General features: G+C 55.9%; 24 protein-coding genes. 10 read left to right on the top strand and 14 right to left on the bottom strand.

Annotated elements, in window-relative coordinates; all coding sequences use genetic code 11:
- Positions 1-19: 19 nt before the first annotated feature.
- Both ACXADJ_RS05165 and ACXADJ_RS05160 read left to right on the top strand, forming a co-directional pair.
- Entirely contained in the window at positions 20-1,402 is a 1,383-nt protein-coding gene (locus ACXADJ_RS05165) for a cache domain-containing protein (protein WP_028294082.1), read from the top strand.
- Positions 1,399-2,076: a response regulator transcription factor gene (locus tag ACXADJ_RS05160; protein ID WP_475063818.1), complete on the top strand. Its 678-nt coding sequence runs from the start codon at positions 1,399-1,401 to the stop codon at positions 2,074-2,076. The genes ACXADJ_RS05165 and ACXADJ_RS05160 overlap by 4 nt, the downstream gene beginning before the upstream one ends.
- 60 nt (positions 2,077-2,136) lie before the next feature.
- Here the strand turns inward: ACXADJ_RS05160 and ACXADJ_RS05155 are convergent, their stop codons facing one another.
- The gene (locus ACXADJ_RS05155; protein WP_475063816.1) at positions 2,137-2,811 is read right to left on the bottom strand and encodes a LysE family translocator; all 675 of its coding nucleotides are present in this window, start codon (positions 2,809-2,811) and stop codon (positions 2,137-2,139) included.
- 532 nt (positions 2,812-3,343) lie between these two features.
- Between ACXADJ_RS05155 and ACXADJ_RS05150 the strand changes: the two genes are divergently transcribed.
- From ACXADJ_RS05150 to ACXADJ_RS05120, 7 genes are all read left to right on the top strand, one after another.
- A complete protein-coding gene (locus ACXADJ_RS05150; RefSeq protein WP_475063814.1) occupies positions 3,344-3,787 on the top strand; it encodes a tellurite resistance TerB family protein in 444 nt (147 codons plus the stop codon).
- Positions 3,784-4,638: a DNA replication terminus site-binding protein gene (locus tag ACXADJ_RS05145; RefSeq protein WP_475063812.1), complete on the top strand. Its 855-nt coding sequence runs from the start codon at positions 3,784-3,786 to the stop codon at positions 4,636-4,638. Before ACXADJ_RS05150 ends, ACXADJ_RS05145 begins: the two co-directional genes overlap by 4 nt.
- A 423-nt stretch (positions 4,639-5,061) precedes the next feature.
- The gene (locus tag ACXADJ_RS05140; protein WP_475063810.1) at positions 5,062-6,240 is read left to right on the top strand and encodes a hypothetical protein; all 1,179 of its coding nucleotides are present in this window, start codon (positions 5,062-5,064) and stop codon (positions 6,238-6,240) included.
- A 51-nt stretch (positions 6,241-6,291) separates the two neighbouring features.
- Positions 6,292-7,395: a hypothetical protein gene (locus ACXADJ_RS05135; RefSeq protein WP_475063807.1), complete on the top strand. Its 1,104-nt coding sequence runs from the start codon at positions 6,292-6,294 to the stop codon at positions 7,393-7,395.
- A gap of 124 nt (positions 7,396-7,519) precedes the next feature.
- Entirely contained in the window at positions 7,520-8,332 is an 813-nt protein-coding gene (gene xthA, locus ACXADJ_RS05130; RefSeq protein ID WP_028294088.1) for an exodeoxyribonuclease III, read from the top strand.
- Positions 8,333-8,658: 326 nt separating this feature from the next.
- Positions 8,659-9,129, top strand: coding sequence for a MarR family winged helix-turn-helix transcriptional regulator (locus tag ACXADJ_RS05125; RefSeq protein WP_475063805.1), 471 nt, complete (start codon positions 8,659-8,661; stop codon positions 9,127-9,129).
- A gap of 40 nt (positions 9,130-9,169) precedes the next feature.
- Positions 9,170-10,324, top strand: a complete 1,155-nt coding sequence (locus tag ACXADJ_RS05120) for an FUSC family protein (RefSeq protein WP_475063802.1) — start codon at positions 9,170-9,172, stop codon at positions 10,322-10,324.
- A 177-nt stretch (positions 10,325-10,501) separates the two neighbouring features.
- Here ACXADJ_RS05120 and ACXADJ_RS05115 read toward each other — a convergent pair whose 3' ends face one another.
- From ACXADJ_RS05115 to ACXADJ_RS05055, 13 genes are all read right to left on the bottom strand, one after another.
- Positions 10,502-10,630 (bottom strand): hypothetical protein, encoded by a 129-nt coding sequence (locus ACXADJ_RS05115; protein WP_475063800.1) that lies wholly within the window; start codon positions 10,628-10,630, stop codon positions 10,502-10,504.
- A 112-nt stretch (positions 10,631-10,742) separates the two neighbouring features.
- On the bottom strand, positions 10,743-12,062 hold the full coding sequence (locus ACXADJ_RS05110) for an amidase (RefSeq protein WP_475063798.1): 1,320 nt from the start codon (positions 12,060-12,062) through the stop codon (positions 10,743-10,745).
- A 375-nt stretch (positions 12,063-12,437) separates the two neighbouring features.
- Positions 12,438-12,644 carry a hypothetical protein gene (locus tag ACXADJ_RS05105; RefSeq protein WP_475063796.1) on the bottom strand — a complete coding sequence of 69 codons (207 nt, stop codon included), beginning with the start codon at positions 12,642-12,644 and terminating at the stop codon, positions 12,438-12,440.
- A 234-nt stretch (positions 12,645-12,878) separates the two neighbouring features.
- Complete coding sequence (locus tag ACXADJ_RS05100; protein WP_475063794.1) at positions 12,879-14,063, bottom strand: alpha-hydroxy acid oxidase; 1,185 nt, start codon at positions 14,061-14,063, stop codon at positions 12,879-12,881.
- A 124-nt stretch (positions 14,064-14,187) separates the two neighbouring features.
- Positions 14,188-15,417: an OprD family outer membrane porin gene (locus ACXADJ_RS05095; RefSeq protein ID WP_475063792.1), complete on the bottom strand. Its 1,230-nt coding sequence runs from the start codon at positions 15,415-15,417 to the stop codon at positions 14,188-14,190.
- Between the two features lie 260 nt (positions 15,418-15,677).
- Positions 15,678-16,172, bottom strand: coding sequence for a flavin reductase (locus ACXADJ_RS05090; protein WP_475063790.1), 495 nt, complete (start codon positions 16,170-16,172; stop codon positions 15,678-15,680).
- 26 nt (positions 16,173-16,198) lie between these two features.
- Positions 16,199-17,158: a PDR/VanB family oxidoreductase gene (locus ACXADJ_RS05085; protein WP_475063787.1), complete on the bottom strand. Its 960-nt coding sequence runs from the start codon at positions 17,156-17,158 to the stop codon at positions 16,199-16,201.
- 189 nt (positions 17,159-17,347) lie between these two features.
- Positions 17,348-18,106: an SDR family NAD(P)-dependent oxidoreductase gene (locus tag ACXADJ_RS05080; RefSeq protein WP_475063785.1), complete on the bottom strand. Its 759-nt coding sequence runs from the start codon at positions 18,104-18,106 to the stop codon at positions 17,348-17,350.
- A 24-nt stretch (positions 18,107-18,130) separates the two neighbouring features.
- The gene (locus tag ACXADJ_RS05075; RefSeq protein WP_475063783.1) at positions 18,131-18,613 is read right to left on the bottom strand and encodes an aromatic-ring-hydroxylating dioxygenase subunit beta; all 483 of its coding nucleotides are present in this window, start codon (positions 18,611-18,613) and stop codon (positions 18,131-18,133) included.
- A gap of 3 nt (positions 18,614-18,616) precedes the next feature.
- Positions 18,617-19,939: an aromatic ring-hydroxylating oxygenase subunit alpha gene (locus ACXADJ_RS05070; RefSeq protein ID WP_475063781.1), complete on the bottom strand. Its 1,323-nt coding sequence runs from the start codon at positions 19,937-19,939 to the stop codon at positions 18,617-18,619.
- A gap of 78 nt (positions 19,940-20,017) precedes the next feature.
- Positions 20,018-20,542: a nuclear transport factor 2 family protein gene (locus ACXADJ_RS05065; protein WP_475063777.1), complete on the bottom strand. Its 525-nt coding sequence runs from the start codon at positions 20,540-20,542 to the stop codon at positions 20,018-20,020.
- A gap of 13 nt (positions 20,543-20,555) precedes the next feature.
- Entirely contained in the window at positions 20,556-20,918 is a 363-nt protein-coding gene (locus tag ACXADJ_RS05060) for an IacB protein (RefSeq protein WP_475063773.1), read from the bottom strand.
- Between the two features lie 40 nt (positions 20,919-20,958).
- Positions 20,959-22,101: an acyl-CoA dehydrogenase family protein gene (locus ACXADJ_RS05055; RefSeq protein ID WP_028294102.1), complete on the bottom strand. Its 1,143-nt coding sequence runs from the start codon at positions 22,099-22,101 to the stop codon at positions 20,959-20,961.
- A gap of 702 nt (positions 22,102-22,803) precedes the next feature.
- Between ACXADJ_RS05055 and ACXADJ_RS05050 the strand changes: the two genes are divergently transcribed.
- Positions 22,804-23,961 (top strand): ABC transporter substrate-binding protein, encoded by a 1,158-nt coding sequence (locus tag ACXADJ_RS05050; RefSeq protein WP_475063771.1) that lies wholly within the window; start codon positions 22,804-22,806, stop codon positions 23,959-23,961.
- Positions 23,962-24,086 lie beyond the last annotated feature (125 nt).

Genomic DNA, 24,086 nt, shown 5'->3' with positions numbered 1-24,086 from the left:
CTGAGCCTGAAGTACGCCCATGCCCAACCTCTCACTGAAAGCCAAAATCCTGCTGCTAACGATCCTGCCGATGCTGGTGTTATCCCTCACCATCAGCTGGTTGTATCAACGTCAGGCCCGCGAACTGGCCGAGCAACAGGTTGCCATTTTCCAGGAAAACCTGATGTCGAGCCGCCGCGAGGCTCTCAAAAACCACGTGCAGCTGGCGATGAACTCGATCCAGCCGGTACTGGAGCAAATGGACAGCGGCTTGCAGCGTTCGCTGGCCGAATACCGCATCAAGCACCAGTTGCGAGGCATGCGCTACGGCAGCGACGGCTACTTTTTTGCCTACAGCCCTGATGGCACTAACCTGGTTCACCCCACTCAGCCAGAGCTGGAAAACCAGAATCTGTTCGACATGCAGGATGAAAACGGCCAATTCGTCATCCGCGACCTGCTGGAACTGGCCTACAGTGGTGGCGGTTATTATCGCTATCACTGGCGCAAGCCAACCGCCGGGTCCGACGTCAACAAACTCTCCTACGTGATCGAAATTCCCGAACTGGGCTGGATGATGGGCACCGGCCTGTACGTTGATGACATCGCCGAAGAGATTGCCCTGCTGGAAGAAAAAGTCGCCAGCAATGTCCGCAAGAGCTTCTGGGCCAGCACCATTCTGCTGATCGCCACGCTTTCTACCGTGGTCTTGATTGTGACGCTGGTGAACATGCACACCACCCAGATGGCCGACCAGCGGCTGCAGGAACTGGCCAACCGCTTTGTGACCTTTCAGGTAATCCAGCGCCGTAACTTCGCCCGCGAATTGCACGACGGTATTAACCAGCTATTGGTGTCAGCCAAGCTGCGCCTCAATCTGGCCAACCGCCAATGGCCCGATGACAAGGCCCAGGACCACCTCGACAAAGGTGCAGAGCAACTCAACATCGCCATTCAGGAAGTGCGCCGTATTTCCCACAACCTGCGGCCGGTGCTGCTGGATGATCTGGGGCTGGAAGCCGCATTGCACGGCCTGCTGGACGAGCTGGAAGAACAAACCGACATTGGCACTCGCCGCCGCATTCGGCTGCCCAAGGAGCGCCTGCCCGACGCCATCGAGATGACCATCTATCGCGTCGTGCAAGAAGCCATCACCAACATCCGCAAGCACGCTGAAGCCAGTCAGGTGATACTCAGTGTTACCTGTAGCACACAGAAACTTACACTGCTAATGGGTGATAATGGCCGTGGATTTACAGTTAACGCTGAAGATAACAGCGGCATCGGCCTGATGAACATGCGTGAACGGGTCGAGCTCCTAGGAGGAAAGTTCAGTGTCCGCAGCAACAGCAGCAAAGGTACACTGATCAAAGCTGAACTGCTGATGAATCCGCAGAGCAATAAGAACAAGGAACTCCCATGACCACCTCTGAACGACCTACCATCCGGTTGCTGATCGCCGACGATCACCCAATGGTGCGCGAAGGCCTCAAAGCCAGCCTGGAAATCGAGCAATACATCGAGGTTGTTGCCGACGTCAGCAACGGCAAAGAAGCACTGGAACAAACCGCCATTCATAAACCTGACGTGGTGCTGTTGGATATCTCCATGCCCGTCATGGGCGGTCTGGAAGCCTGCGAGGCCTTCCGCGAGCAGTTTCCGGACACCCGCCTCTTGATTGTCACCATGCACGACAACCGCGAATACATTTTGAAAGTGGTTCAGGCCGGAGCCGCAGGCTATGTACTGAAAGACGTACCAACCGAAGAGCTGCTATTGGCCGTACAAACCGTTCATCAAGGCGGTACCTATTTCAGCTCCAGCGTTGCCAAAACCCTGTTCAGCGAATTCGGCAACACCAGCAGCAGCCGTAGTGCCAGTCACAACGTCAGCCATGCGTTGAGCCCACGAGAAACCGACGTACTGGCACTGTTAAGCGATGGTCTCTGCAACAAGGAAATCGCCAGCGAGCTGAGCATTTCCGTGCGCACCGTTGAAGCCCACCGACTGAAGATCAAACAAAAGCTAGGCATCAGCAACTCAGCCGGACTGGTGCGTTACGCGCTGGAAAACGGCATCAGCAGCAAAACCGCCTGAGCCAAACCTGAATCCCTCTGAATAGCCCAGCGGCAGCGGACTACTCAGAGGGCATCAACATCAAGCTAGCTTTGATGTCGCCAACCGTACCGCCAAACCGATAAACACCACACCAGCAAGTCCATCCAGAATACGTCTGGCCCTAACCGTGCCAAGCAACTTGCCGCCTACCCGGTCCGACAACACCGCCAGTGTCGAAAACACCAACAAAGCCGCCAGCATAAACAACAGCGAAAGCAGACCAATTTGCAGTGCTGACGACGCCAACAGGCCCGTGGCATTCGGGTCCAGAAACTGCGGCAGAAACGCCAGAAAGAAAACAAACACCTTTGGATTGGACAGGTTCATCACCACGCCGCGTCGAAACAAACGCCCGGCACCGCTGATTTTTTCCTGACCTCCAGCCAGATCACCGGATTCATCTGCGTCTGCATCGGCAGCTGCCGGCCGTGCAGCGGCTTTCAGTGCATTAAAACCAATCCAGACCAACCAGCCTGCGCCTAACCACTTCAGTACCATCATCGCCGCTGGTGACGCCAGCAGAATAGACGCCACTCCCAAGGCCACCAGCAAGCCATGGCCAACCAGCCCCGAGCACAACCCCAGCGTCGTCATCACACCGGCACGCCAGCCCTTGGTCGCCGACACCGAAATCACGTAAAGATTATCCGGCCCTGGTGCCAGCGCCAGCAGCACCGAGGCAACAAAAAATGACAACAACAGTTGAATTTCCATCGATGAAACGACTCCTTTTATTAACTAGGGACCCTCTGAATAACTCTGCACAGCTCTGCGCGAGTCCTGCAGGTTGTCAGAACAAGGCGGCGAATGCAGCGGAATGGCTGGCCCTTTCCAAGTTCGCCAACACCGTTCTGGCGGTCTGCAGGCCGCGCCCTGCGGGGATGACAGGGCATTGCTGACTCTGTGTCGCTGATTTTTGACTTGACCCGTCAGGCCTGCAAATCAGCTTCGTGATTCAGCTTCGCCCTGTCATCCAGAGCGGGCACCGAGTTATTCAGAGGGTCCCTAGCAGCAAACGCGGTCTTTATCAAACCAGTCCCTTCTGCGGCGTTGGCCAGAAAGCTATTGGAGGCTTTCTGGAAAACGCCCTGAAGCACCCAAGATTTTGACACACGGCATAACGGCTGATAGAACGGCTACAATCCCGCTGTACAATCCCGCCGAACAAGCCCACCGGTATTAGACCAGCGAATCTGAATTCCCGACAGCCTGCCAAGGTTGTAATCGTTACAAGAGTATTCCCGCCATGTTGAAACAACTGATGAGTTTCTTCACCGAGGAAGCGGACAAAAAGCCCGCCGACAAATACACCCTCGACCTGTCTGCTGCGGCCTTGATGGTCGAAGTGATGAAAGCCGACCACTACATTGATAACGCCGAGCGCAAGGCGCTGAAGGCCTCCATCAATGAGTTGTTTGACCTCAGCGAAGACGACGTACTGGAACTGATGGCACAGGCCGAAGGCGCCAGCGACCAATCGGTCGACCTGTTCAAGTTCACCGAAGTCGTGCACGCCCACTTCAGCGTGCAGCAAAAATTCGACCTGATGGTGGGTTTGTGGCGCGTTGCCTACGCCAGCGACGGCATCGACAAGTACGAAGAGCACATCATTCGCCGCATTGCCGACCTGCTGTACATTCCTCACAGCGAATTCATTCGCGCCAAACAGCTGGCCAGGCCTGACGCGTGATCACCGATCTGATTGAACAGTTCCAACAGCTGCAAGCGCAACTGCTGGAACTGAAACAGCACTTGCACAGCACCCAACCAACCCATTGGGTGCCGCTTTCGGAACGGGAATCCAGCTACGTTCAGGGATTGGACTTCGCCGCCGACCTGATCAGCGACCTCTGGTATCAGGACCAGCAGGATGGCCGGGAAACCCGCTCCCGTCATGGCCTGATTTTGGCTGATGCCACCAGCGTGGCCTTGATAGAAGCCATCAACCAGACCAAGGACGACTTCCGCGCGGCGGTGAATGCCGAAAAGCAGGACGCACCGCATTGGAAGCAGGCTTTTGAACAACTGTGCGAGCAGCCCGCGCCCCTACGCGATAAACTACAAAACGTCGGTCTCAGCCGCATTCACCTGAAGCAGTGTTTTCGCCACATTCCGCTGTTACAGCAAGCACCGCGCAAAGTGGGATTCAGCTGGTACGTCAACGGCCGCAGCATCAAAAAGCTGACCCTGAAACAGGCCGAAGACAAACTGCTGGAACTGGGGGAAGACAAGGCCCACATCCAGATCCAATTGCAGAAACTGGGGCAACTGCCACCAGCCACCGTACTGGCACAGATGCAAACACTGGCCCCGGTGGTCAGAGCCAACCTCGTCTTTGGCAGCGGCGACAACGTCGTGCGCAAAGCCATGAACGTTTCGATGCCCGTCTTTGTACCAGCAGCTTCTGGCCGAGGGCCGCTACCAGAGCACAATCTGATCAGCCCGGAACCACCAGAAGGCCGAACCCGACAAGCCCGTGGCGACCAACGCCTGCAAGACGAGCCTTTCCTGCCAAGTATTCGGGGTTATCTGTACAGATAGTCGTGCCGTTACCAGTGCGGTTATAAGTACCGGTACACGTGGCGCAGTTTGCCGTTACAGCAACACAATCTGCGCCATCCTCTCGCCACCAGCCAATTACACACCATTACATTGAGCGGACAAGCCCGCCTGAATAACGCCAGCTGGCCACTCAAAAGTTGCTCCCCCGCCACCGTGTTTTTCCCGTCAGGAAGCAGTAGCCGCTGACTTAAACCACTCATGACTAAAGCGACATAAAGGTCACCCGAAAGAACGATTTTCGACCACCACTTTGTCCAGTGCCGAGCCCTGAAGCACAACTCATCACCCGCATTGCCAAGCGCTTCAACAGCAACCAAAGTTCTGATCAGACGGTTTCAAACACAACTGGCCGCCGCTCAATAACCACAGAGTCATCGGCGGCACCAAGCGCAGATAATAATAATGATAAAAACACCCAGGATACTGGCTGCTGCCTTACTTACGTCGTCAATCACACTGATCTGGCTGGCTACTTATAACGGCGCCAACAGCCACGCTCATAAACTAACCGACGAGCCTGTGCCGCAAAACGCCACCACCAGCTCAGACGATTCCAGACTGCAAACCTCTGCGGCAACAGACAGCAAAGTCCAGAGATCAGCTCTGGCACCACACCAAACATCAGGCCAGACAGCCAACTCACTTCAGCTGGACCCTGCGCTGACTAGCGCATTCCAGAACGTCGCCGAGGGCTATGCCGTCACCAGCCAGTTCCCATCCTGGTCGGTGCCGCTGGATCAACATCAAACCGATTTACTCAATCCCAACGGCGAGTCCCTCAACCATCGCGACCTCACCCCTGCTGGACTTCCCCTGACCATCAGCATGGTGCTGTCGGCTTATCGCTATGCTCCCGGCGAAATCATCGAAGGTGCAGTGAGCCTCAGTGGAGACGCTGACACCCTTCGACGGGTTCGCAACGTATCGGTCGCCATCACAGACAGCCGGTTGCGGCCTGTAGAAGAGCTAGAGGCGATACGGGCGATACCGGCCTCACAAACGGGCTCAGACAGCACATCGGCAGGCACACGATGGGAAACTCACATCGCCGCCGACCCGGAATGGCCACAACAACTGAACTACACCACCATGGTCACGCTGAACGACGGCCAAACCGTCAGCCAAAGCTCGCCGTTTCAGGTAACTGCCTGGTCCGCCATGATCACCGGGGTTGGCAGCCACTGGCAGGAAGGCAACGAATTGGTCATCCCGGTCACCGTCCGCGATGCCAGCCCAGGTTACTATAAACTTGGCGCCGCGCTGTTTGATCAGCAACAACAGCCCGTGGCGTATTTGCAAGGCAAGCAATCGCTCAGTGGCAGCAGCGGCACCATCAAATTGCGCGTATGGGGTTCGTTGCTGCAACAGCTGGAGCAACCTCAAACGTTATGGCTTGGCAGCTTCCAGTTGCGCAATGTGCCCGGTCGCCCCGGTAACCCAATTCAGTGGGGCCACAGCCAACAAGACCGTTATCCGATTTCCACCGTCGACCCAGCCCGGTTCGATGCCGAGCCCTATCAGGACGAACAAGCCCAGGCACGTCTTGAATTTCTGCAAGCCCTGGGCACTCCGGCCCATTGATGCCAATAACAATCACAAACCATCAATCACATACAAGCAGAGGGATGTTCCATGCCCAACTACCAAGACTGCCACGTAAACAACAACCCCAAACGGCAACGCCGCTACACCTCCGCAACGCTGTCGGCCATGGCCCTGACAGCCGCCTTATGCAGCAGTCCAGCCAGCGCCCAGCTGGGCGGCAAAAACCTGATTCTGGTGCACGGCTTCAGTCCGGACCAGATTATGTCCGATGAGGTTTCAGAAGCCCGGGTGGTCACCGACGCCGACAGCTACTGGGAGGATTTCTGGAATCAGCACAGCGACGCCCGTCTGGACTGGTCGTCCAAAGAACGCATTGAAGGCGGCGTAGCCAACCGCGCCTATAACAAGGTGATTGAGTGGGCCAGCACCGGCTTCTGCAACGATGGTTGCGTTATTGTCACCCACTCAACCGGCGATCTGGTGACCCGCTACATGCTGGAAAATCAGGACATCTGGACCGAGGCCGCAGGATACCCTCCGCTGAATGTACTGGCCGTGTTTGACTTTGCCGGTGCCGGTGGCGGCTCCGAGCTGGCCGACCTCGCAGTGGACGCCATCGATGGCGACGGCCTGGTGAATTCCGCCATTCGTGGCATGCTATCCCTGTGGCTGGGCTTTGACCCCAGCGGGCAACAACTCGGGGTGGTTCACGACTTGCGACCCGCCAACGCCCGCAACCTGGCCACCGCGCCGGGTTCGGTGCCGCATTTACGCTTTGTGGGTGGTGGCACCGAATACCTAGGCACCACCGACCTCTACATTCCCGGCAGCGATGACGGCGTGGTGTCACTGCACTCCGCTTGTGGAGCGCCGACTCAGGCGGAATACGATTCCTGTGTAAATTACCGCGACCTCAATGGCGAATCCGGATCGGTATCGGCACCAGCGTCGTTGCGTTACAACTACTACCCGATTCTGATGGGCGACAGCACCCACCACGGTGGCACCATTGGCACCCAAACCGGCGTAGAACTAAGCTACGTGACGGCCAGCATCGACACCGGCGTCAGCGTTAACCTGTCGACCCAACGCTACACATCGGGCTGGTGGTTGTGGAAACGCCAATACGACACCGTCACCGGCTCGGCCGACCGCAGCATGTCTGAAACCCTGTTCAACTCAGTGCAATAACTCCGAGCCTCGAAACGGCTGCTGCCAATGGGCGTCTATCACACTCATTGGCAGCCACTACTGGCCGCGCTTCCTGTGAATGGTAAACTGCACGCTTTTAACAGAACGCCATTCGGACAATTCCATGACCACCATCGTCAGCTTTAACATCAACGGCATTCGTGCCCGTCAGCACCAGCTTGAAGCCATCAAGGAACACATCGACCCGGACATCATGGGTTTGCAGGAAACCAAGGTGCACGATGAGCAATTTCCGCTGGCGGATGTTGAATCACTGGGTTGGCACGTTGAATTCTTCGGTCAGAAAAGCCACTACGGTGTCGCACTGGTCAGCAAGACCAAACCGGTCTTTGTTCAGAAAGGCTGGCCTTGGGACGACGAAGACGCCCAGAAGCGCCTGATTCACGCCCGTTACGAAATCAACGGCACCACCTACGACGTACTGAACGGCTACTTCCCGCAAGGTGAAAGCCGCGATCACGAAACCAAATTCCCAGCCAAAGAGAAGTTCTACGCCGACCTGATGCGCTACCTGAACGAAAATTTCAGTGCCAGCGACAACGTGGTGGTGATTGGCGACATGAACATTTCTCCCGAGGACACTGACATCGGCATTGGCGAACCCAACCGCAAGCGCTGGCTGAAGCAAGGCAAATGTTCCTTCCTGCCAGAAGAGCGCGAGTGGTACCAAACCCTGCTGAACTGGGGCCTGTCCGACAGCTACCGCAAGCATTACCCAACCAGCACCGACTTCTACAGCTGGTTTGACTACCGCTCCAAAGGCTTCGACGACGACCCAAAACGCGGCCTGCGCATTGACCATATTCTGGTTACCCAGCCATTGCTGGAGCGTTGTACCGACGCCGGCGTCAGCTACGACATCCGGGGTTTGGAAAAACCATCCGACCACGCGCCTATCTGGTCCAACTTCGAGTAATCACAGCTCAGGCTGCATCGCTATTGAACCGCGATGCAGTCATGCCTCCCGCCATGCAAGGCAGGTGTAGGAGGGAATTTATTCCCGATGAGGTAATCGAAAGCTATGTAGGCTGGGCCCTGCCTCCCGCCATGCAGAGCGCTTGTAGGAGGGAATTTATTCCCGACGAGATCATCGATAGTATCGAGAGCAAGCTCTCTCCCACACCAGCCTACGATCCTGTTGTCGACTCCCGAGGCTACGCGCCCCGCTCACTCCCGCCTCCCAAAACCCGCCTCTAATAAATTTGATTTGCAATTCAAACTAAATATCGACACCATCAAAGAATGAACAACGCCGACAACCTTCGTGCCCGCTTTGGCATCAAATTCTCCCTGCTGGCGCGCCAATGGCGACGGGTAATGCAGGCGCATCTGGCCCGCTCCGGCATGACCGACACCACCTGGGTGCCGCTGATGCATTTACGCGACCACCCAGACGGCATTCTGCTGAAAGAGCTGTCGCTGTTGGTTGGCGTCGACAGCTCCAGCCTGGTACGTGTCATCGACAAACTGGATCGCGATGGACTGGTTGAGCGCAAACGCGATGAAACGGACGCCCGCGCCAAGCAAATTCTGCTTACTCAGCATGGCCACCAACAGGTTGCTGCTATCCAACAGCAGCTGGCTATTGCAGAGCTGGATATCCTTGGCGGTTTAACAGACGAGGACATCGTTCAAATGTCGGCGTCCCTGCGCCACATTCAGCAAAAATTGACCGACTTCGAGCATGCCGAAGCGACACCCCATAAAGACTGACTTCAGGCCACAGACATTCGGAACTGCTCCGAGGACTTTCATGACCAACAAGCCGCCTCACAACGAGACCAACAAGCCGCCTCACAACGAGAACGGCAACGAACAGACACACCGTCGGCGCGATGCCGCCCGGCACTTGTTTCATAGCGACAGCCTGAAAGAAAGTGTGGCACTGGCACCGTCGGCCAGCATGCGAAACAACGTTCTCACCGGCGTGCAAACGGCACTGACCGCGGTGATTGCGATTACCCTGTTCCACTTTTCCGAATGGCCACATCTGGTAGGCTTTGCCGGGCTTGGTGCACTGGCCATCCTGTTCGGGCGCTTTGAGCCCCGTTTGCAGCGCTCCAAAATCCTGTTGCTGGCCTCTCTGATGCAAACCACGACGGTATTGATCATGTCGACGGCAGGCTGGCTACAACTTCCAATCCCACTGCAACTGGGCTTACTGTCGCTGATGGTGGGTGTTCTGGTGTTTATTTGCTCCACCACCGGGCTATGGCTGCCGGGCCCGTTGATTTTTGTCTTTGCCGCGGGCGCCAGCATCGCCCCTGAATTGAGTGGCACCGACGTAATCGAGCGCACGTTAGCCACCGGCGCCACCGCCCTGTTTGGCTGGCTGATCTGCATTGCCACGGCGCTGTTGCGACAGGTTCCGGGACCAAATACCAACTTCCCGCCCATCCCACCACTGCAACCGGTCAACGAACGGCTGGCCGTGGCTGCTCGCATCACGCTGGGAGCGGCGCTGGCGATTTTCGCCTCCCATTACCTGTTTGATGCCCACTACCCGGCCTGGGCAGGCATGGGAACACTGGCGGTGATGCAAGGTGCCTATCTGCATCTGAACATGAGTCGCGCCCTGCAACGAATGGTCGGAACCACCATCGGTGCTGTTATGGCCTGGGCGGTTTTGCAGCAGCAGCCGACTATCTGGGAATTGCTGGCGGTCATCGCCGTATTCCAGGTGTTGACGGAAATTTTCATCGGCATGAACTACGCCATCGGCCAAATGTTCGTCGCGCCAATGGCGCTGTTGATGACCTATCTGGCCGCCCCTCATCTGGTCGGCGACAACATGGTGCCCGAGCGCGTGCTGGACACACTCACCGGCGCCAGCATCGGCGTCGCCATCGCGGTACTGCTATCAACACTGGACGACCGTCGTCATCTGTCAGAGCTCAGAAATAAATAGCTCGATTACAGATGAGGCGTAGCTACAGGGATAGGAATAGAGAGAAATAGAAAAAACAGGGCTTAACGGACTTTGGCCTGCCTGACATTTCAGTGCCAGACCAAAGCGTTTTCATTCCCGTCACTAGCAGCCAAATGCAAGCCATATGGCTAACGGGAATCATGCGCGGTGGCAGAACTACCGATGATTATCGTGCTGCTTGCTGTGGCCAAAACGCCACTCCTGCAAACTCACATCACTGGCAAATCCCAACACAATGGCGGCCGCTACTCCTGCGGCCATGGTTACGGCAACGAGTTCAGTCATGGGCACCTCCTACAGGGGTGTTTGTTTTTGTTATCCCAATTCCTTTGGAGCCGTAACCAGTATAGACATCGTATATACGTTTTTGCCAGTTTTTAGCAAAATCGTCTGAAAATCAAACAGACACCTCGACCACACGATTCACCCACGCCGCCGTCGCCAGCAAGGCATCATCCCCACGACTACGGCCGACCAATTGCAAGCCCAATGGGACGCCCTGACGGTTTTTCACGCCGATCAGAGTGACCGTCGGCAACCCTAATGCCTGCCAGGCGCGGCTCATGTGTGGCGAACCGGTGCCCTCTTCCGCCAGCGGCGCGATGTCCGGCGCAGCGGGCGTGATGATGGCATCTACGTCCGGGTAATGTTTATGCAGCTGCAACCGCGCCTGATCCACTGCCGCCAGCGCAGCCAGATAGTCTTCACGAGACATCACCAGCCCTTTATTGATCAAGTCCTGCATCTGCGGGCTCAGCAACTCTGGCTGCGCCGCCTCAGCGGCCAAATTACGGCACACTTCCCACGCCATAATGGTGGCGTGATGTTCAACCAGGCCGCCCAGCCCCTGGTCGCCGGCAACGTCCTGATCCAGCATCGCAATGGTAACGCCAGCCTTCAACAGCTGTTCGGTCGCTTCTTCCAACGCAGTGGCCATCTCGACCGACACCGGACCCAGCCAACTGCCCGGACACATCAAAATTTTGGCAGGCTTACGTGGTGCTTCAACGGCTGCGGTCTGATGTTCTGACCTCGTTCTCAGCAATACCGCCCTCAGTAGTGCAATGTCATCGGTCTGACGAGCAAAGACCCCCAGCGAATCCAGCGACTGCGCCAACGGCTGGCCACCGCGCAACGAATATTCGCCACGACTGCCAACATACCCCACCGCACCGCAGTAGGCCGCTGGACGAATCACCGACGCTGCGGTTTGAGAGCCCAACGCCATAGGCACCATAAAATCGGCCACCGCCGCCGCCGAACCGCTGGAAGAACCGCCCGGAGTGCGAGAAGTATCAGCCGGGTTACGCGTGGCACCGGCCTTGAAGTAGGCAAACTCCGTCGTCACTGTTTTGCCCAGCACAATGGCTCCCGCCTGCTTCAGCAGCACCACACAGGTGGCATCATCAACTGGCTGACGACCCTCATGAATCGGCGACCCCAGCTCCGTCGGCATATCGGCCGTATCAATGATGTCCTTTACCCCCAACGGCAAACCCTTCAGCAAGCTTTGGTCATAGAAGGCCTTGCGACTGCGGTACTGAGCCAGATACTCGTCACGCTGCAAACGGTACTGCCAGGCCTGTACCTCCGGCTCACGTTGCTCAATCTGATCAAAACAGGCATGGATGACGTCTTCGGTGCCAAACGCGCCGGATTCAATACCCTCCAGCATCTGCATTAACGAATAACGAGCCAGATTTTCAGGTGCTTGCATGGTAATTCCTCAGTAACAAACGGCGATGTAACAACGCCAGCAATTACTTGAATATTCACGCAATAAAAACTGTATTTCAACAACACCCAAATTCATAAAAAGTCATCTTCGATGACCCAAACTGCGGCTAAAAACCAATAAAAACGCAAAAACCAACAATAAAAGCCGCTGAAACATGAGTTTCAAGCCGAAAAGTACAGCAAAACCCATACTTCAACCGTCCAATTCGCAACCATATTTTTAAACATTAAGAACGACAAACACGCCATTAATGGGCATGGCATGAGTAAGGAACGAAGGAGTGCTACCAACCCTGAACGGGGGGCACATTGGGCCTGTCGCCAAGCGCTTACAGGCAACAAGCCCGTGAAAAGATCAAGCCTTGCGAGCCCGGCCCTGACGCAGTCGCATCAGTACCGCACGCTGACGGCGATAATGTTCGAGGTTAATAATTTCTGCAGATGGGCGGGTTTCGACGCGCAGGCATACCGGGCGAACCGGATTAAAAACGCCGGAGCGGACAACCACGAATACGATGGCAATGGTTGCTACTACAAGAGTGAGCGAGAGCAAATCAGGCATAGTCACCTCCCAGCCAGGGTGTTTTATTATTATTCACTGATCCCTGTGAGTCGTGCGCTGAGCTTGTCTGTGCTGTTTAAAAGCGGGTCATACCGAAGCATGAAATGGCCGTGATACTGCGCCTCCCGTTGGCCTTAATGGCCCAACACTTGAAACAACTTATTACAAACTTTGATTGAAGTATAGAAAACCGTGCCGGTCAGGCCAGTGCTTTTAGCCCCGTGATGTAAAAAGTCAGCCAGGATTTAACTCTGCTAATCCTGAAAGAGACGAACACCCCATCAAATTCATCGCTCGGGCCATTTCTTCCTGTAGCAACGCCAACACCCGGTCGCTGCCCGTCTGGCCAGCGGCAGCTACGCCAAACAGCGTCGCGCGACCCAGCAATACGCCCGATGCGCCACAGCTGATGGCCTTGATGACGTCAACGCCACGACGAATACCGGAATCCAGCAGAACAGGAATACGGCCATCGACCACTTCAACTATCGGCCCAAGTGCCGCCATGGAGCTGATAGCACCGTCCAGCTGGCGGCCACCATGATTGCTGACCACCAATGCATCCACACCAGTATCCAACGCCAATCGGGCATCGCCCGGGTGCAATACGCCTTTTAATACCAGCTTGCCTTGCCATAGCGCGCGAATTGTTGCCAGATCATCCCAGCTCAACAGGACGTTAAGTTGTTCAGCAATAAATTGCATGGCCCCAAGCGCCGACCGCTGCCCCGCAGGCAAATACGGGTTCAGGTTGCCCATCGACGGCAAGCCGATGCCATCCGATCCCGACAGCATTACCCGTCGTAGCCATTGTGGATGCAACAACACATCCAGCTGATTTCTGAAGGTTAACCGACGCGGAGCACTGAAATTTCGACGGTCCCACTCCCTGTTGCCAACCACCAGCGCATCCGACGTAATCACCAGCGTATCGACCCCGGCATCCCGGGCTCGCTGCAACAGATCTTGCTGTATGCCTGCATCTTTCAGGGCATATAGCTGAAACCAGAAATCGAGCTGCGGGCAGGCCTGCCGAACTTGCTCCACCGAAGCATTGGCCACTGTGCTGAGGCAAAAAGGAATCGACGCCTTCATGGCCGATGTCGCCAGCGCAAGATCCGCCTGCGGCCACAGCAAGCCATTAAACCCGGTTGGGCCGATGGCCATGGGCAACGCCGACGGCTTTCCAATCATGGAAGACTGTAATTGCGGCGGGTGATTCGGCACCAGGGTGCGACTCTGCAAAGACAGCGACTGAAACGCCTCACGGTTGGCCTTCAGAGTCAGTTCATCTTCAGCGCCACCCAGTAAATACTCACGGGCAAACGCGGGCAAATTGCGCTTTGCCAGCGCGGCCATTTCGTCCACTGATTGCACCCGCTGCATATTGCGGCCATGGTAAAAGCGTCGATCCAACATCGGTCTTTCCTTGTTTTTCAATCATCTGCTACCAGCAAAAAAGCGACCGCGGAAATCCGCGGTCGCTTTCTGTCGCTCAGGTTCAAATACAATCAATCACCCAAAGCTGGGCGGCTCCCAATCATCAGAACTGACGGGTATAGGTAGTGATAAAGCGGAATTCGCGGAAGCCGGAGGTCCAGCTACGGTCAATCCACATATCACGGGCGGAGAAGGCCAAACCCTTGAAGGTTTCATCCTGCACGGCGTAGGTCAGGAATACATCTCGCTCGGACTGGTGATGGTTATCGCCACCAGCAACGTCAATGTCCTTACCAAAAATGTACTGGGTCATCAGCGACAGACCCGGCGCACCCAGGTCTTTAAAGTCGTAGCCGTAACGAATACCGGTGGATTTTTCATCCGGCATGATGAAGGCGGCCATTGACCAATGCAGGGTGTAAGGCTGCGGCACGTAACCGTTCAGCGTTGGCACCGCACGCTCGCCGTCGATACTCTGGTAGCTCAAACGCAGTTTGTGGTTGCCATGCACAAGGCCCAATCCCGTACTCACTACATCCACATCCATGTCATCGCCGCCATAGGCTTTGCCGTCGTTACCGTAGTCCAGGTAGCGCAGGTCGTAACTAACACCCGTCTTGCCAAATTTGTTTTTGTAGGCCAGTGCGTAGGTGTTCTGGGTGTAGAAATCCTTCAGCTGACCATAGTAGTAAGTACCGCTGAGCGTTTTGGTAAACCCGTAGGTCGCACCGGCAAAGTACAAGCCGTCGGAGCGGTTTTCATCCTGGCCACGGTAAACATAGAACTCCTCTTTATCAGACGAGTTACGGGTTACGGCTTTCCAGAACACACCCGCTTTGAGGTCGAGGCCTTCCACTTCTTTGGATTCCAGCACCGCACCTTCGTAGATGGTGGTCAGCACGCGGCTTGGGTCTTCCCAGGCCACCGGCAGGTGTGGACGGTAGTCACCAATTTTCAATTCGGTGTTGGAATATTTCAGCTTCAGGGTGGCACCCAGACGACCGTAGTTATCGACGGCTTCACCATCGCTGTCGAGTGGCAGCGAGCCGTCATTACCTTCGGAGTCCAGCACAATGGCGTCGGTGGTGTTCACATCCAGACCCACCTTCACCTTGGTGTCGGTGTAGCCGGAGATAAACTGCAGGTCGACGGCTTGCGACCAGTTGCCTTCTTCAGTGTCATTTTTGGTGTAGCGGCGATCCAGGTAGTAGTTTTTCAGCTGCATTTTCAGCGCTGAATCTTCCATAAAGTCTGCCTGCGCAGTACCCGTGGCAGCCAAACCGGCCATGGCCGACACCAGCAAGCCTGTCGTGGAAATAGTGTGTCTCTTCATCGTGGTTTTCCTTTTTCTTTGCTCAGTACCAGTGCTGCTAACGCCCGCCAGCAAAATGCCAGACCAAACGAACAGCCGTTAGGGTGATTGGCGGTTTTGCTCAACTACAACAAAACGTTTCAACCGCTCTTTTTCGCTGGTAACGAAGCCCCCGGCTTCGCCGCCCCCTCGTACCACCGGACCTGTCCTTGCCCGGCGTCTTGCATGGCAACGATCTCCCATGCCCCCGGAGATCGTTGCCGGTGTAGCGACCCAGTGGCCTATGCCACCGAGCTGTCGCACAAACGGTGGTAATTACGATTGAAATACACCAGGCCAGCATCGGCAGAACCTATGCGAACATCCTGAATGCGGCAGTAAAACACCGTGTGCGAGCCCATTTCGTGGCTTTCGTGGATGGTGCAATCGAAGTTCACCAGCGCTTCGTCCAGCGCCGGAGCGCCGGTGGTCAGGTTGGTGAATGAATGACGGGCAAATCGCTCCTCGCTGTTCAGATCGCGGTTGGCGAAATCCCACGACACGTTCTGGTGATCGCCATTCAGTACGTTGACGCACAACACGCCGTTGGCCTTAAAGTGGTCGTGGGCGTACGAATTGCGGTTCATGCACACCAGCAGTGTCGGTGGCTCATCGGTAACACTGCACACTGCGGTGGCAGTAAAACCAAAGCGTCCGGCTTTGCCATCGGTGGTAATAACGTTAACAGCGCCGCCCAGCAGAGCCATGCCATTTCGAAATGCCTGGGTATCAATCATGGAAATATCTCCAGCTGTTGGCCGACTCACAGGTCCAGCACCAAACGCGGGGTTTTGGAGCGTGAGCAGCAAATGGTCATTTGGTCGTTGTCTTCCTTTTCCTCATCGGTCAGGAACACATCGCGGTGTTCGGGAATGCCTTCCACCACGTCGCACAGGCAAGTACCGCAAGTGCCCTGCTCGCACGACACCGGAATTTTCATACCCGCGGCGTTCAGTGCCTGGGCGATGGTTTGATCCGGCCCCACCGTAACGGTGATGTCACTGGCCTCGGCGTATACCTCGAAGGCTTCGCCGCCGGTTTCTACTTCCACCTGGAAGAATTCCTTGTGCATGCGGTCGTCGCTGAAACCTTTGCTGGCTGCGGCGTTCATCACCCAATCCATAAAGCCCGCCGGGCCACAGGTGTACATATGGGTGGTGTCATCGCTGCCTTCGTAAACGGCCTCAAGATCAACCCGCTTGCCGTCGTGTTCGTCGCCAAACCAGAAATGAACTTGCGCAGCGAATGGGCTGTTGGCGAGGTCGTCGATAAAGGCCGACGTGGCACGGGAGCGACCGCAGTACCAGATATCAAACGGCTTACCCGCCGCATGCAGCGCATACGCCATTGCAATCATTGGCGTGATGCCAATACCGCCGCCGATCAGGATCGAACGACCGTTCGTTTCAGACAGTGGAAACAGGTTGCGCGGGGCACTGATTTGCAGTTCGGTGCCTTCGTGCAAATGCTTGTGGACGGCGATGGAACCGCCGCGGGAATCCGGGTCGCGCAATACCCCAACCCGATACGCCGAGCGGTCGGCGGGGTTGTTACAAAGCGAATACTGACGCACCAGATCGCCCTTTAAATGCAGGTCAATGTGTGCACCTGCTTCAAACACCGGCAAAGGCTGCCCTGCTGGATCTACCAACTCCAGCGCAACAACGCCTTCGGCTTGTTGTTCGCGCTTGCGAACGACGACGGTCAACAACTCGTCTGTCATGTTATTTCTCCGTCCGGCCAGGCCGGTTTTCTGCGTGAGTATTTCTTTTTGGTCAGACGTCTGAGGTCTGGCGTCTGACGCTTTATTCAGGAGAGCTACGAGCTGCTCTCATTGCTCATGTGCGTAGGAGCGAATTCATTCGCGATTGGCGTCGGACGTCCGACGCCATGCCAACGCAGTTAGCTCCGATCACCTCATGAACAGGCCGCCATTGACATCCCACGTAGTCCCCGTGGTGAAATAGGCTTCCGGACGCGCCAGCTGCACCACCATGTCGCCAATAAAATCGGCGTCTCCCAGGCGTCCAGCGGGAATGTTGGCCAGTAGACCTGGCAGACGTTCTTCCGGCACCAGCGCTTTCACCATCGGCGATTCGATCGGGCCTGGGGCAATGGCGTTTACAGTCACGCCACTGGCTGCCAGTTCCTTGGCGAACACCTTGGTGATGGTGATGATGCCGCCCTTCGAGGCCGCGTAATGGGCACCGGTGCTGGTGCCGCCGTTCTGGCCTGCCAGCGAGGCCATGTTGATGATGCGACCAAAGCCCTGCTCGGCCATGTAGGCGCCCATCACCTGGCAACCACCGAAGCAGCCACCCAGGTTGATGCTGACCACTTCGTTGAACTCTTCGAGGGAAATCTCCATCACCGGTGTGGCGCGTGTTACAGCGGCGTTGTTTACCAACACCTGGACACTGCCCCAGCGATCGATCACGGCGTCCAGCGCCTGCTGATAGTCGCTTTTGCTGGCGATATTCAGGCCCACCGCCATGGCGGTGGCACCACTGTTATCGAGCTCGTTGGCTGCGGCTTGGGCGGCTTCGACGTTGATATCCGTCACAACAACCCGATAACCGGCTTGATGCAGTCGACTGGCAATATGAAAGCCAACGCCCTGGGCAGCGCCGGTTACCAGTGCCACTGGCTGTGTTGCGGTACTTGTGGTCATGGAAATTTCCTTCTGCCTGGCCAATTAGAAAACGAAGCTGACGGTGCGCAGGAAGCCATCGGCGTGCAGCAACTTGACGACTTTCTGCTCAATCCGGAAACCACCGTCCACCGGCTTGAGGGTGTATTCGACGTTGGCCGGATAGGTCACCAGCTTGCCGTGGCGCAGTTCGTTGAGGGTTTGCGCTGAGCGCACAATCACGGCCTCATCTCCAGCTTCCAGAATGCGTACCCGTGACACCATACGAACGGTTGAGCCAACGGAATTGGCGGATACCGACTCACCGTTTTCCAGTCGAGCCACACGCATACGGCGCATGTCGGCATCATCCAAAGCCAGGTTCAGGGTGCTGAGGTAGTCGGTTTCGTTGAGGTCGGTCGGTACGATGTACAAACCGCTGTCGGTCCACAGCGACAGCCATTCCTGATAGCCCTTGTGGTCCAGCAGGTCGGCCTCGTAGCTGATGAATTCGGTCACCAGCGCCAGCAGTTGAGTGTTGGATTTCATGGCTTATTTCTCCTCAACAGTGTCTGTGGTTTTGGCGCTTTGACCGGCGGCCATTACTTGCTTGTACTTGGCGTAGGCTCCGCGCATGCCGGTTTCCGAGCACACCGCGCCTTGCGGGTTGCCGTCTACGGAGTCGCGCAGTTTGGTCATGCCGCGGTTAACCAGAATCCAGCCATCAGTACCGGCCATGGAGCCTTTTTGAACACGCTCCCAGGCCTCGCCATCGTCTGGCGTACCGAAGCCCATTGGGCCTTGAAAGTGTTCATGCAAACGCATGCGCTTCTGGTTAAAGGCGTTTGGTGCACCGGCACCGCCAATGGCAACGTGCTGGATTTCGGTTTCATCCACCGACACCGGACGCAGCACTCGGAAAAACGCCATAGAGCAGGACACGTTCGGGAACAGGTTGAGGTTGAAGCCAGTGCCGTGGGCTGCACGCACCAGTTTCTTCACTTCGTCTTCCGACTTGCCTTCGTCGCGCAACGCTTGGGCCAGTGAGTTGAAGCGTTCAGGGATCGGCTGATCCAGATCGGCTTCCAGGTCGGTCAGCTCAGGAATCATCACCATCACGCTGTGGCCGTTGCCGAGGTCTTCAACGAAGCCTTCGCCGTCAAGAAAGTCGAAGATGTCGGCAGTGGCTTCATCCAGCGAACTCACAAACGACTTGTGAACAATCGGGAAGTGGTAGGCGTCGGTGGTGTTTTCCAGCTGGATTTTCCAGTTGCCCGGAAAGTTGAAACGGTGTTCGCCCAGCACCTGCAGTGGATAGCCACCGCCCTGCTTCATAAACAGGTCGATCCACTTTTTGGCACCACCGAGGAAGTCTTCCAGTGGCTCAATATCGTTGTTGAAAGTGGCGAAAATCATGCCCTGGTAAGAATCCCACTTGAGGCTTTCCAGCGGCATGTCTTTCTTGTCGAAAACGCCGTCGTACTCTTCTGGTTTTGGCAGCGCACGCAGCGAGCCATCAAGGCCGTAGCCCCAGCCGTGGTACGGACAGGTAAAGGCTTTGGTTTTGCCTTTGCGAGCTTCACATACGGTGGCACCGCGGTGGCGACAACGGTTTTGCAGAACGTGGATGTTCATTTTGCGGTCGCGGCTGATGATCACCGGGTGACGACCCACGTATGAGGTTTTGAAGCTGCCCGCTTCCGGCACTTCGCTTTCGTGACCAACAAACACCCAGGTTTTGTTGAACACCAGATCAATTTCTTCTTCAAAGATTTCCGGGTTGGAATACAGCTCTTTTTTCACCCGGCCGTTTTCTACATCGACCATGTCAGCGGCTTGGGTGCCGATGTTTTTCAATGCAATCAATTCACTCATGGCTATCTCTCTTTCAATTTGGTTGGCGTGGCATCTGCACGGCGTTCTGGCTGGCGCTCTAACCTGCGTTCAATACGGCTACTTGCCCGGAACAGGCAGGCTGGCGTCGCTGTTCCAGTGATCAACAGGGCGACTGAACAGGTTTTCAGTCTGGAAATGACACATCCGCCACACCCCGTCATCGCATCGGAAGCGCACCGTCAAACGGGCGCTGTTCAGGTGCGATCTGCCGTCGCTGAAGGTCGATACCTGCAGCATGTTCCAGCTGCCGCTGGCGTCATTGCCCTCCACCTGAATCAGCTCAGAGGTCAGGTAATGAACGTTAAGGGCGAAATGGGCAGGCTCGACGCAGTACTTCGCCAGCATGGCGACAATGGCGTCGCGGCCCTGGTGGCCACCGAAGCTATTGGCGTAACGAGCGCCCTTGCCTTCCCAGCAAGCATCCTCGGTGAACAGGTCTCCCAATTCGTCCAGCGGCGTACGGGCATCGAGTCGGTCGCACAAATCCATGTAACGATTGATGCAACGGCGAATGCCGTGTTGACTGGCTTGCTGGTGCTCCAGCTGTTGCAGGCGTTGCTGCAATGCGTGCAAATCCGTCATGGCGATCTCTGCCTTACGCCCGTTGTACGATCAATTCACGACCGATGCGGGATTCGATCTTGCAGTAGCGCCACAGCTTGTACGGGGTGTCGCCCACGGCGGTGGTGCGGAACAGGTTGCAGCAGGCCACGACGGTGTCGTAATCGGCCACGTCTGCCAGCAAATAGGTGGTCCATGGGTAACCGGTGGAAGGGCCAACCATGCTCTGGTCGTCGTCCATGTTGCCGATCACTTCAACGCCTTCCATATCGTGAATGGCATTCCACATGCTGCCGAACGAGGCCCACACATCGAGCTGTTCTTCACGCGGGGCGTCCATAAAGTTCTGGTTAATGCCCATGCAAAACAGCACGCGCAATGGTTTCTTTTCGCTCATTTATCTAACTCCTGTTCGCTTGATTCTGACTGCCTGGCACTTACAAATAGCCCGGCAACGGGTCGTGGCCGAAGAACATGGCACCGGCGTTTTTCAGGGTGATACGGCCCATGAAGGCATGCTGGGTCACCATTCGGGAATCACGCAAAATGCGGGACAATGGGTGCTTGCTGTATGCGCCGGTCATGCCGGTCACCTCGTACGTCATGCGCACAGCTTCGGCACATTCGTGAGCCAGCGTGGTGGTTGCAAGACGAATCAGATTGGTCTGATCCGCTGACGGCTTGCCGCCTTGTTGAATGGTTTCCCAGGCTTCCTCTGTCACCTGATAGAAGAAGGCGCGGGAGGCCCGTAATTTGGCCTCGGCCTGGGCAATTTCAATTTGTACGTACTCGCGCTGGCCAAGGTTAGGGGCACCGGTCACAGACTGGCGTCCGGCCGCTTCGGCCTGCACCACATCAAGGGCTTCACGGGCCAGACCAGCACAGGTAATGGCCAACACCTGAGCAGCAAACGACAGGCTTGGGTAACGGAAGAAATCCGAATCGAGGTTCGGTTTTCCGCCCCGCACAAAGGTCCACTCTTCCGGTACAAACTGGTTTTCCACCACCAGGTCGTGGGAGCCGGTACCAACCATGCCAATCACGTCCCAGTTGGGCTTGATGGTGACCTTGTCGGCCGGGAAAACCGCCATCCGGGGCAGTGGTTCGTTTTCATCTTTGATGCCAACGCCAATCAGCGATGCACCCTTGCAGCCAGAGCCGAATTTCCAGGTGCCACTGACCATAAAGCCGCCATCTACGCGCTCGGCTTTTTGTGGCGGGAAAATACCGCCGGCAAACACCACATCCGGGCCACCGGACCAGACCTTGTCGATGGTTTCCAGTGGCAGCGCCGCCAAATAGGCTGGGTTCATACCAAAACTGGCAACCCAACCGGATGAACCGTCTGCTGCGGCAATGGCTTCAACCATTTGCAGGAATTCCATTGGCGAGCGTTCGTCGCCGCCCAGCGCCTTGGGCACCATGGCGCGATACACACCGATTTCGCGAAAACGCTCAATGATGTCCTGAGCAATGTATTGCTGATCCTCGAACTCCTGACGGCGCTCGCGGATATCAGCCAGCAGCGCATCGAATGCGTCGCCTCCCCAAAGGGATTTATCAATTTGATAAGCAGGCATATCGCTCTGTTCTCCTGTGTCCTGTGCTCGAAGCGGTCTGATAGAACCCGCTTTCTTCTGTGCTCATTCAAAGAGCCAGGGAGCACATAAAATATCGGATATCGCCCCCCGATGCGTTTTATAAAATCATTTTTTTAACTTTACTTGTCAATTAATTTTTCAATATTTTTTACGCACAAAAAAGAAGCCGTGAAACTCAAATCGCACCAATAAAAAGCACTTTCCAAACTTCAAGATCCCATCTTACAAACCCACTTATAATTCATAAACCATTGTTTTTATTGGATTTAATTACAACAAAACAAAAACAAACGGCATTTAATAATCAATTTGTAAAATTTAAGCAACACCCAAACCCATCAATGACAAAGCTAACAATCACTCGAAATACGATCTTATTTTTTGCACTTTTAATCACCTAAAAACAGCAAAATAAACCGGTAAACCTTCAAATCAAAATACGTGAAACTTCCAGCATTTATCAGGCCTGAGGCTATACCCGGGGAAAACCCGGAAAAGACCGCGCGGAAAGTAATTGGCCAACTCCCGGCAATTGCACAGTGACGACGCACAGGCCGACATGGCACGCCCCCTGCAAAACAGCCTGAGCATTTTTTCAAAAACCCTGACACAAGAATCAGGAACACCAACGAAGAGCTTTGAGGTACCGGTGCTCGCCACTGGTCATTACAGGAGATACTCATGCCATCACGGAAAACCCTTTCTGCCCTGATCGCCGCAGCCACCCTGGCTTCCTCAACGGTTGCCCCGGTTGCCATGGCCGACATCAAGGTCGGCGTTGTGACATCCAGCACCGGTCCGATCGCACTGGTCGGCATTCCACAGAAGAACACCGTCGCGCTGCTGCCAGATCATGCAGGCGGTGAAAAAATCACCTACATCCCACTGGACGACGCCAGCGACCCAACCGCTACCGTAAAGGCCTTCAAAAAGCTGATTGATGATGAAAAAGTGGACGCCATCATTGGCCCAAGTGGCTCTGGCAACGCCATGGGCGTGATCCAGTTTGCCGCCGAATCCGGCACGCCAATGCTGGCCCCGGTGGGCACGGCAGCGGTGGTACTGCCAATGACGGAAGAAAAGAAGTGGGTGTTCAAAACCACCCAGAACGACGACCTGATTGCCGCCGCACTGGTTGACCACATGAAGAAAGCCGGTGTCAAAACCATCGGCATGATGGGCACCGCCGACCCATACGGCGAAAACTGGTCCCGTGTAATGAAAGGCCTGACCGAAAAAGCCGGCATCAAGATTGTTGCTGACGAGCACTTCCAGCGTCAGGACACTTCCCTCACCGGCCAGAGCCTGAAAATCCTGATGTCCAACCCGGATGCCGTACTGATTGCTGCACCAGGATCGTCCTCGGTTATGCCACAAACCACACTGAAAGATCAGGGCTACAGCGGTCAGATTTACCAGACTCACGGCGCCGCACTGGACCCATTCCTGCGCCTCGGCGGCAAAGCCGTTGAAGGCACCATTTTGGCCGCCAGCCTGATGCTGGTACTGGACGAAGTGCCAGACAGCAAGTCGAAGGACATCGCGGAAGACTACGTTAACCGCTACACCCGTATTTACGGCAACGCACCGGCCACCTTCGGCGGTAACGTTTACGACGCTGGCCTGCTGCTGCAAAACGCCATCCCGGCGGCCCTCGAACAAGGCAAGCCAGGCACCGCCGAATTCCGTGCTGCACTGCGTACCGCACTGGAAAACACCACCGAAATGGCCGCCACCCAAGGCGTTTATAACCTTACCCCGGAAGACCACAGCGGCTTCGACGAACGCGGTCGTGAACTGATTACCGTGAAAGACGGTGGCTGGGCGCTGATGGACTAAATCAGACCAAGCCACACCTGCAGAGCACGATCTGCGCCCACCAGCCCAACTCCCCGCTGGCGAGGCGCAGACACAATACGACAACAATTACCGGAGTCAGACGGTGCCCAAGCACCGCCGTGCAG

The organism is Oceanobacter sp. ABM4_470 (genome assembly GCF_056158645.1).
The sequence above is the reverse complement of the archived record's forward strand: the minus strand, read 5'-3'. Positions and strand labels throughout refer to the sequence as shown.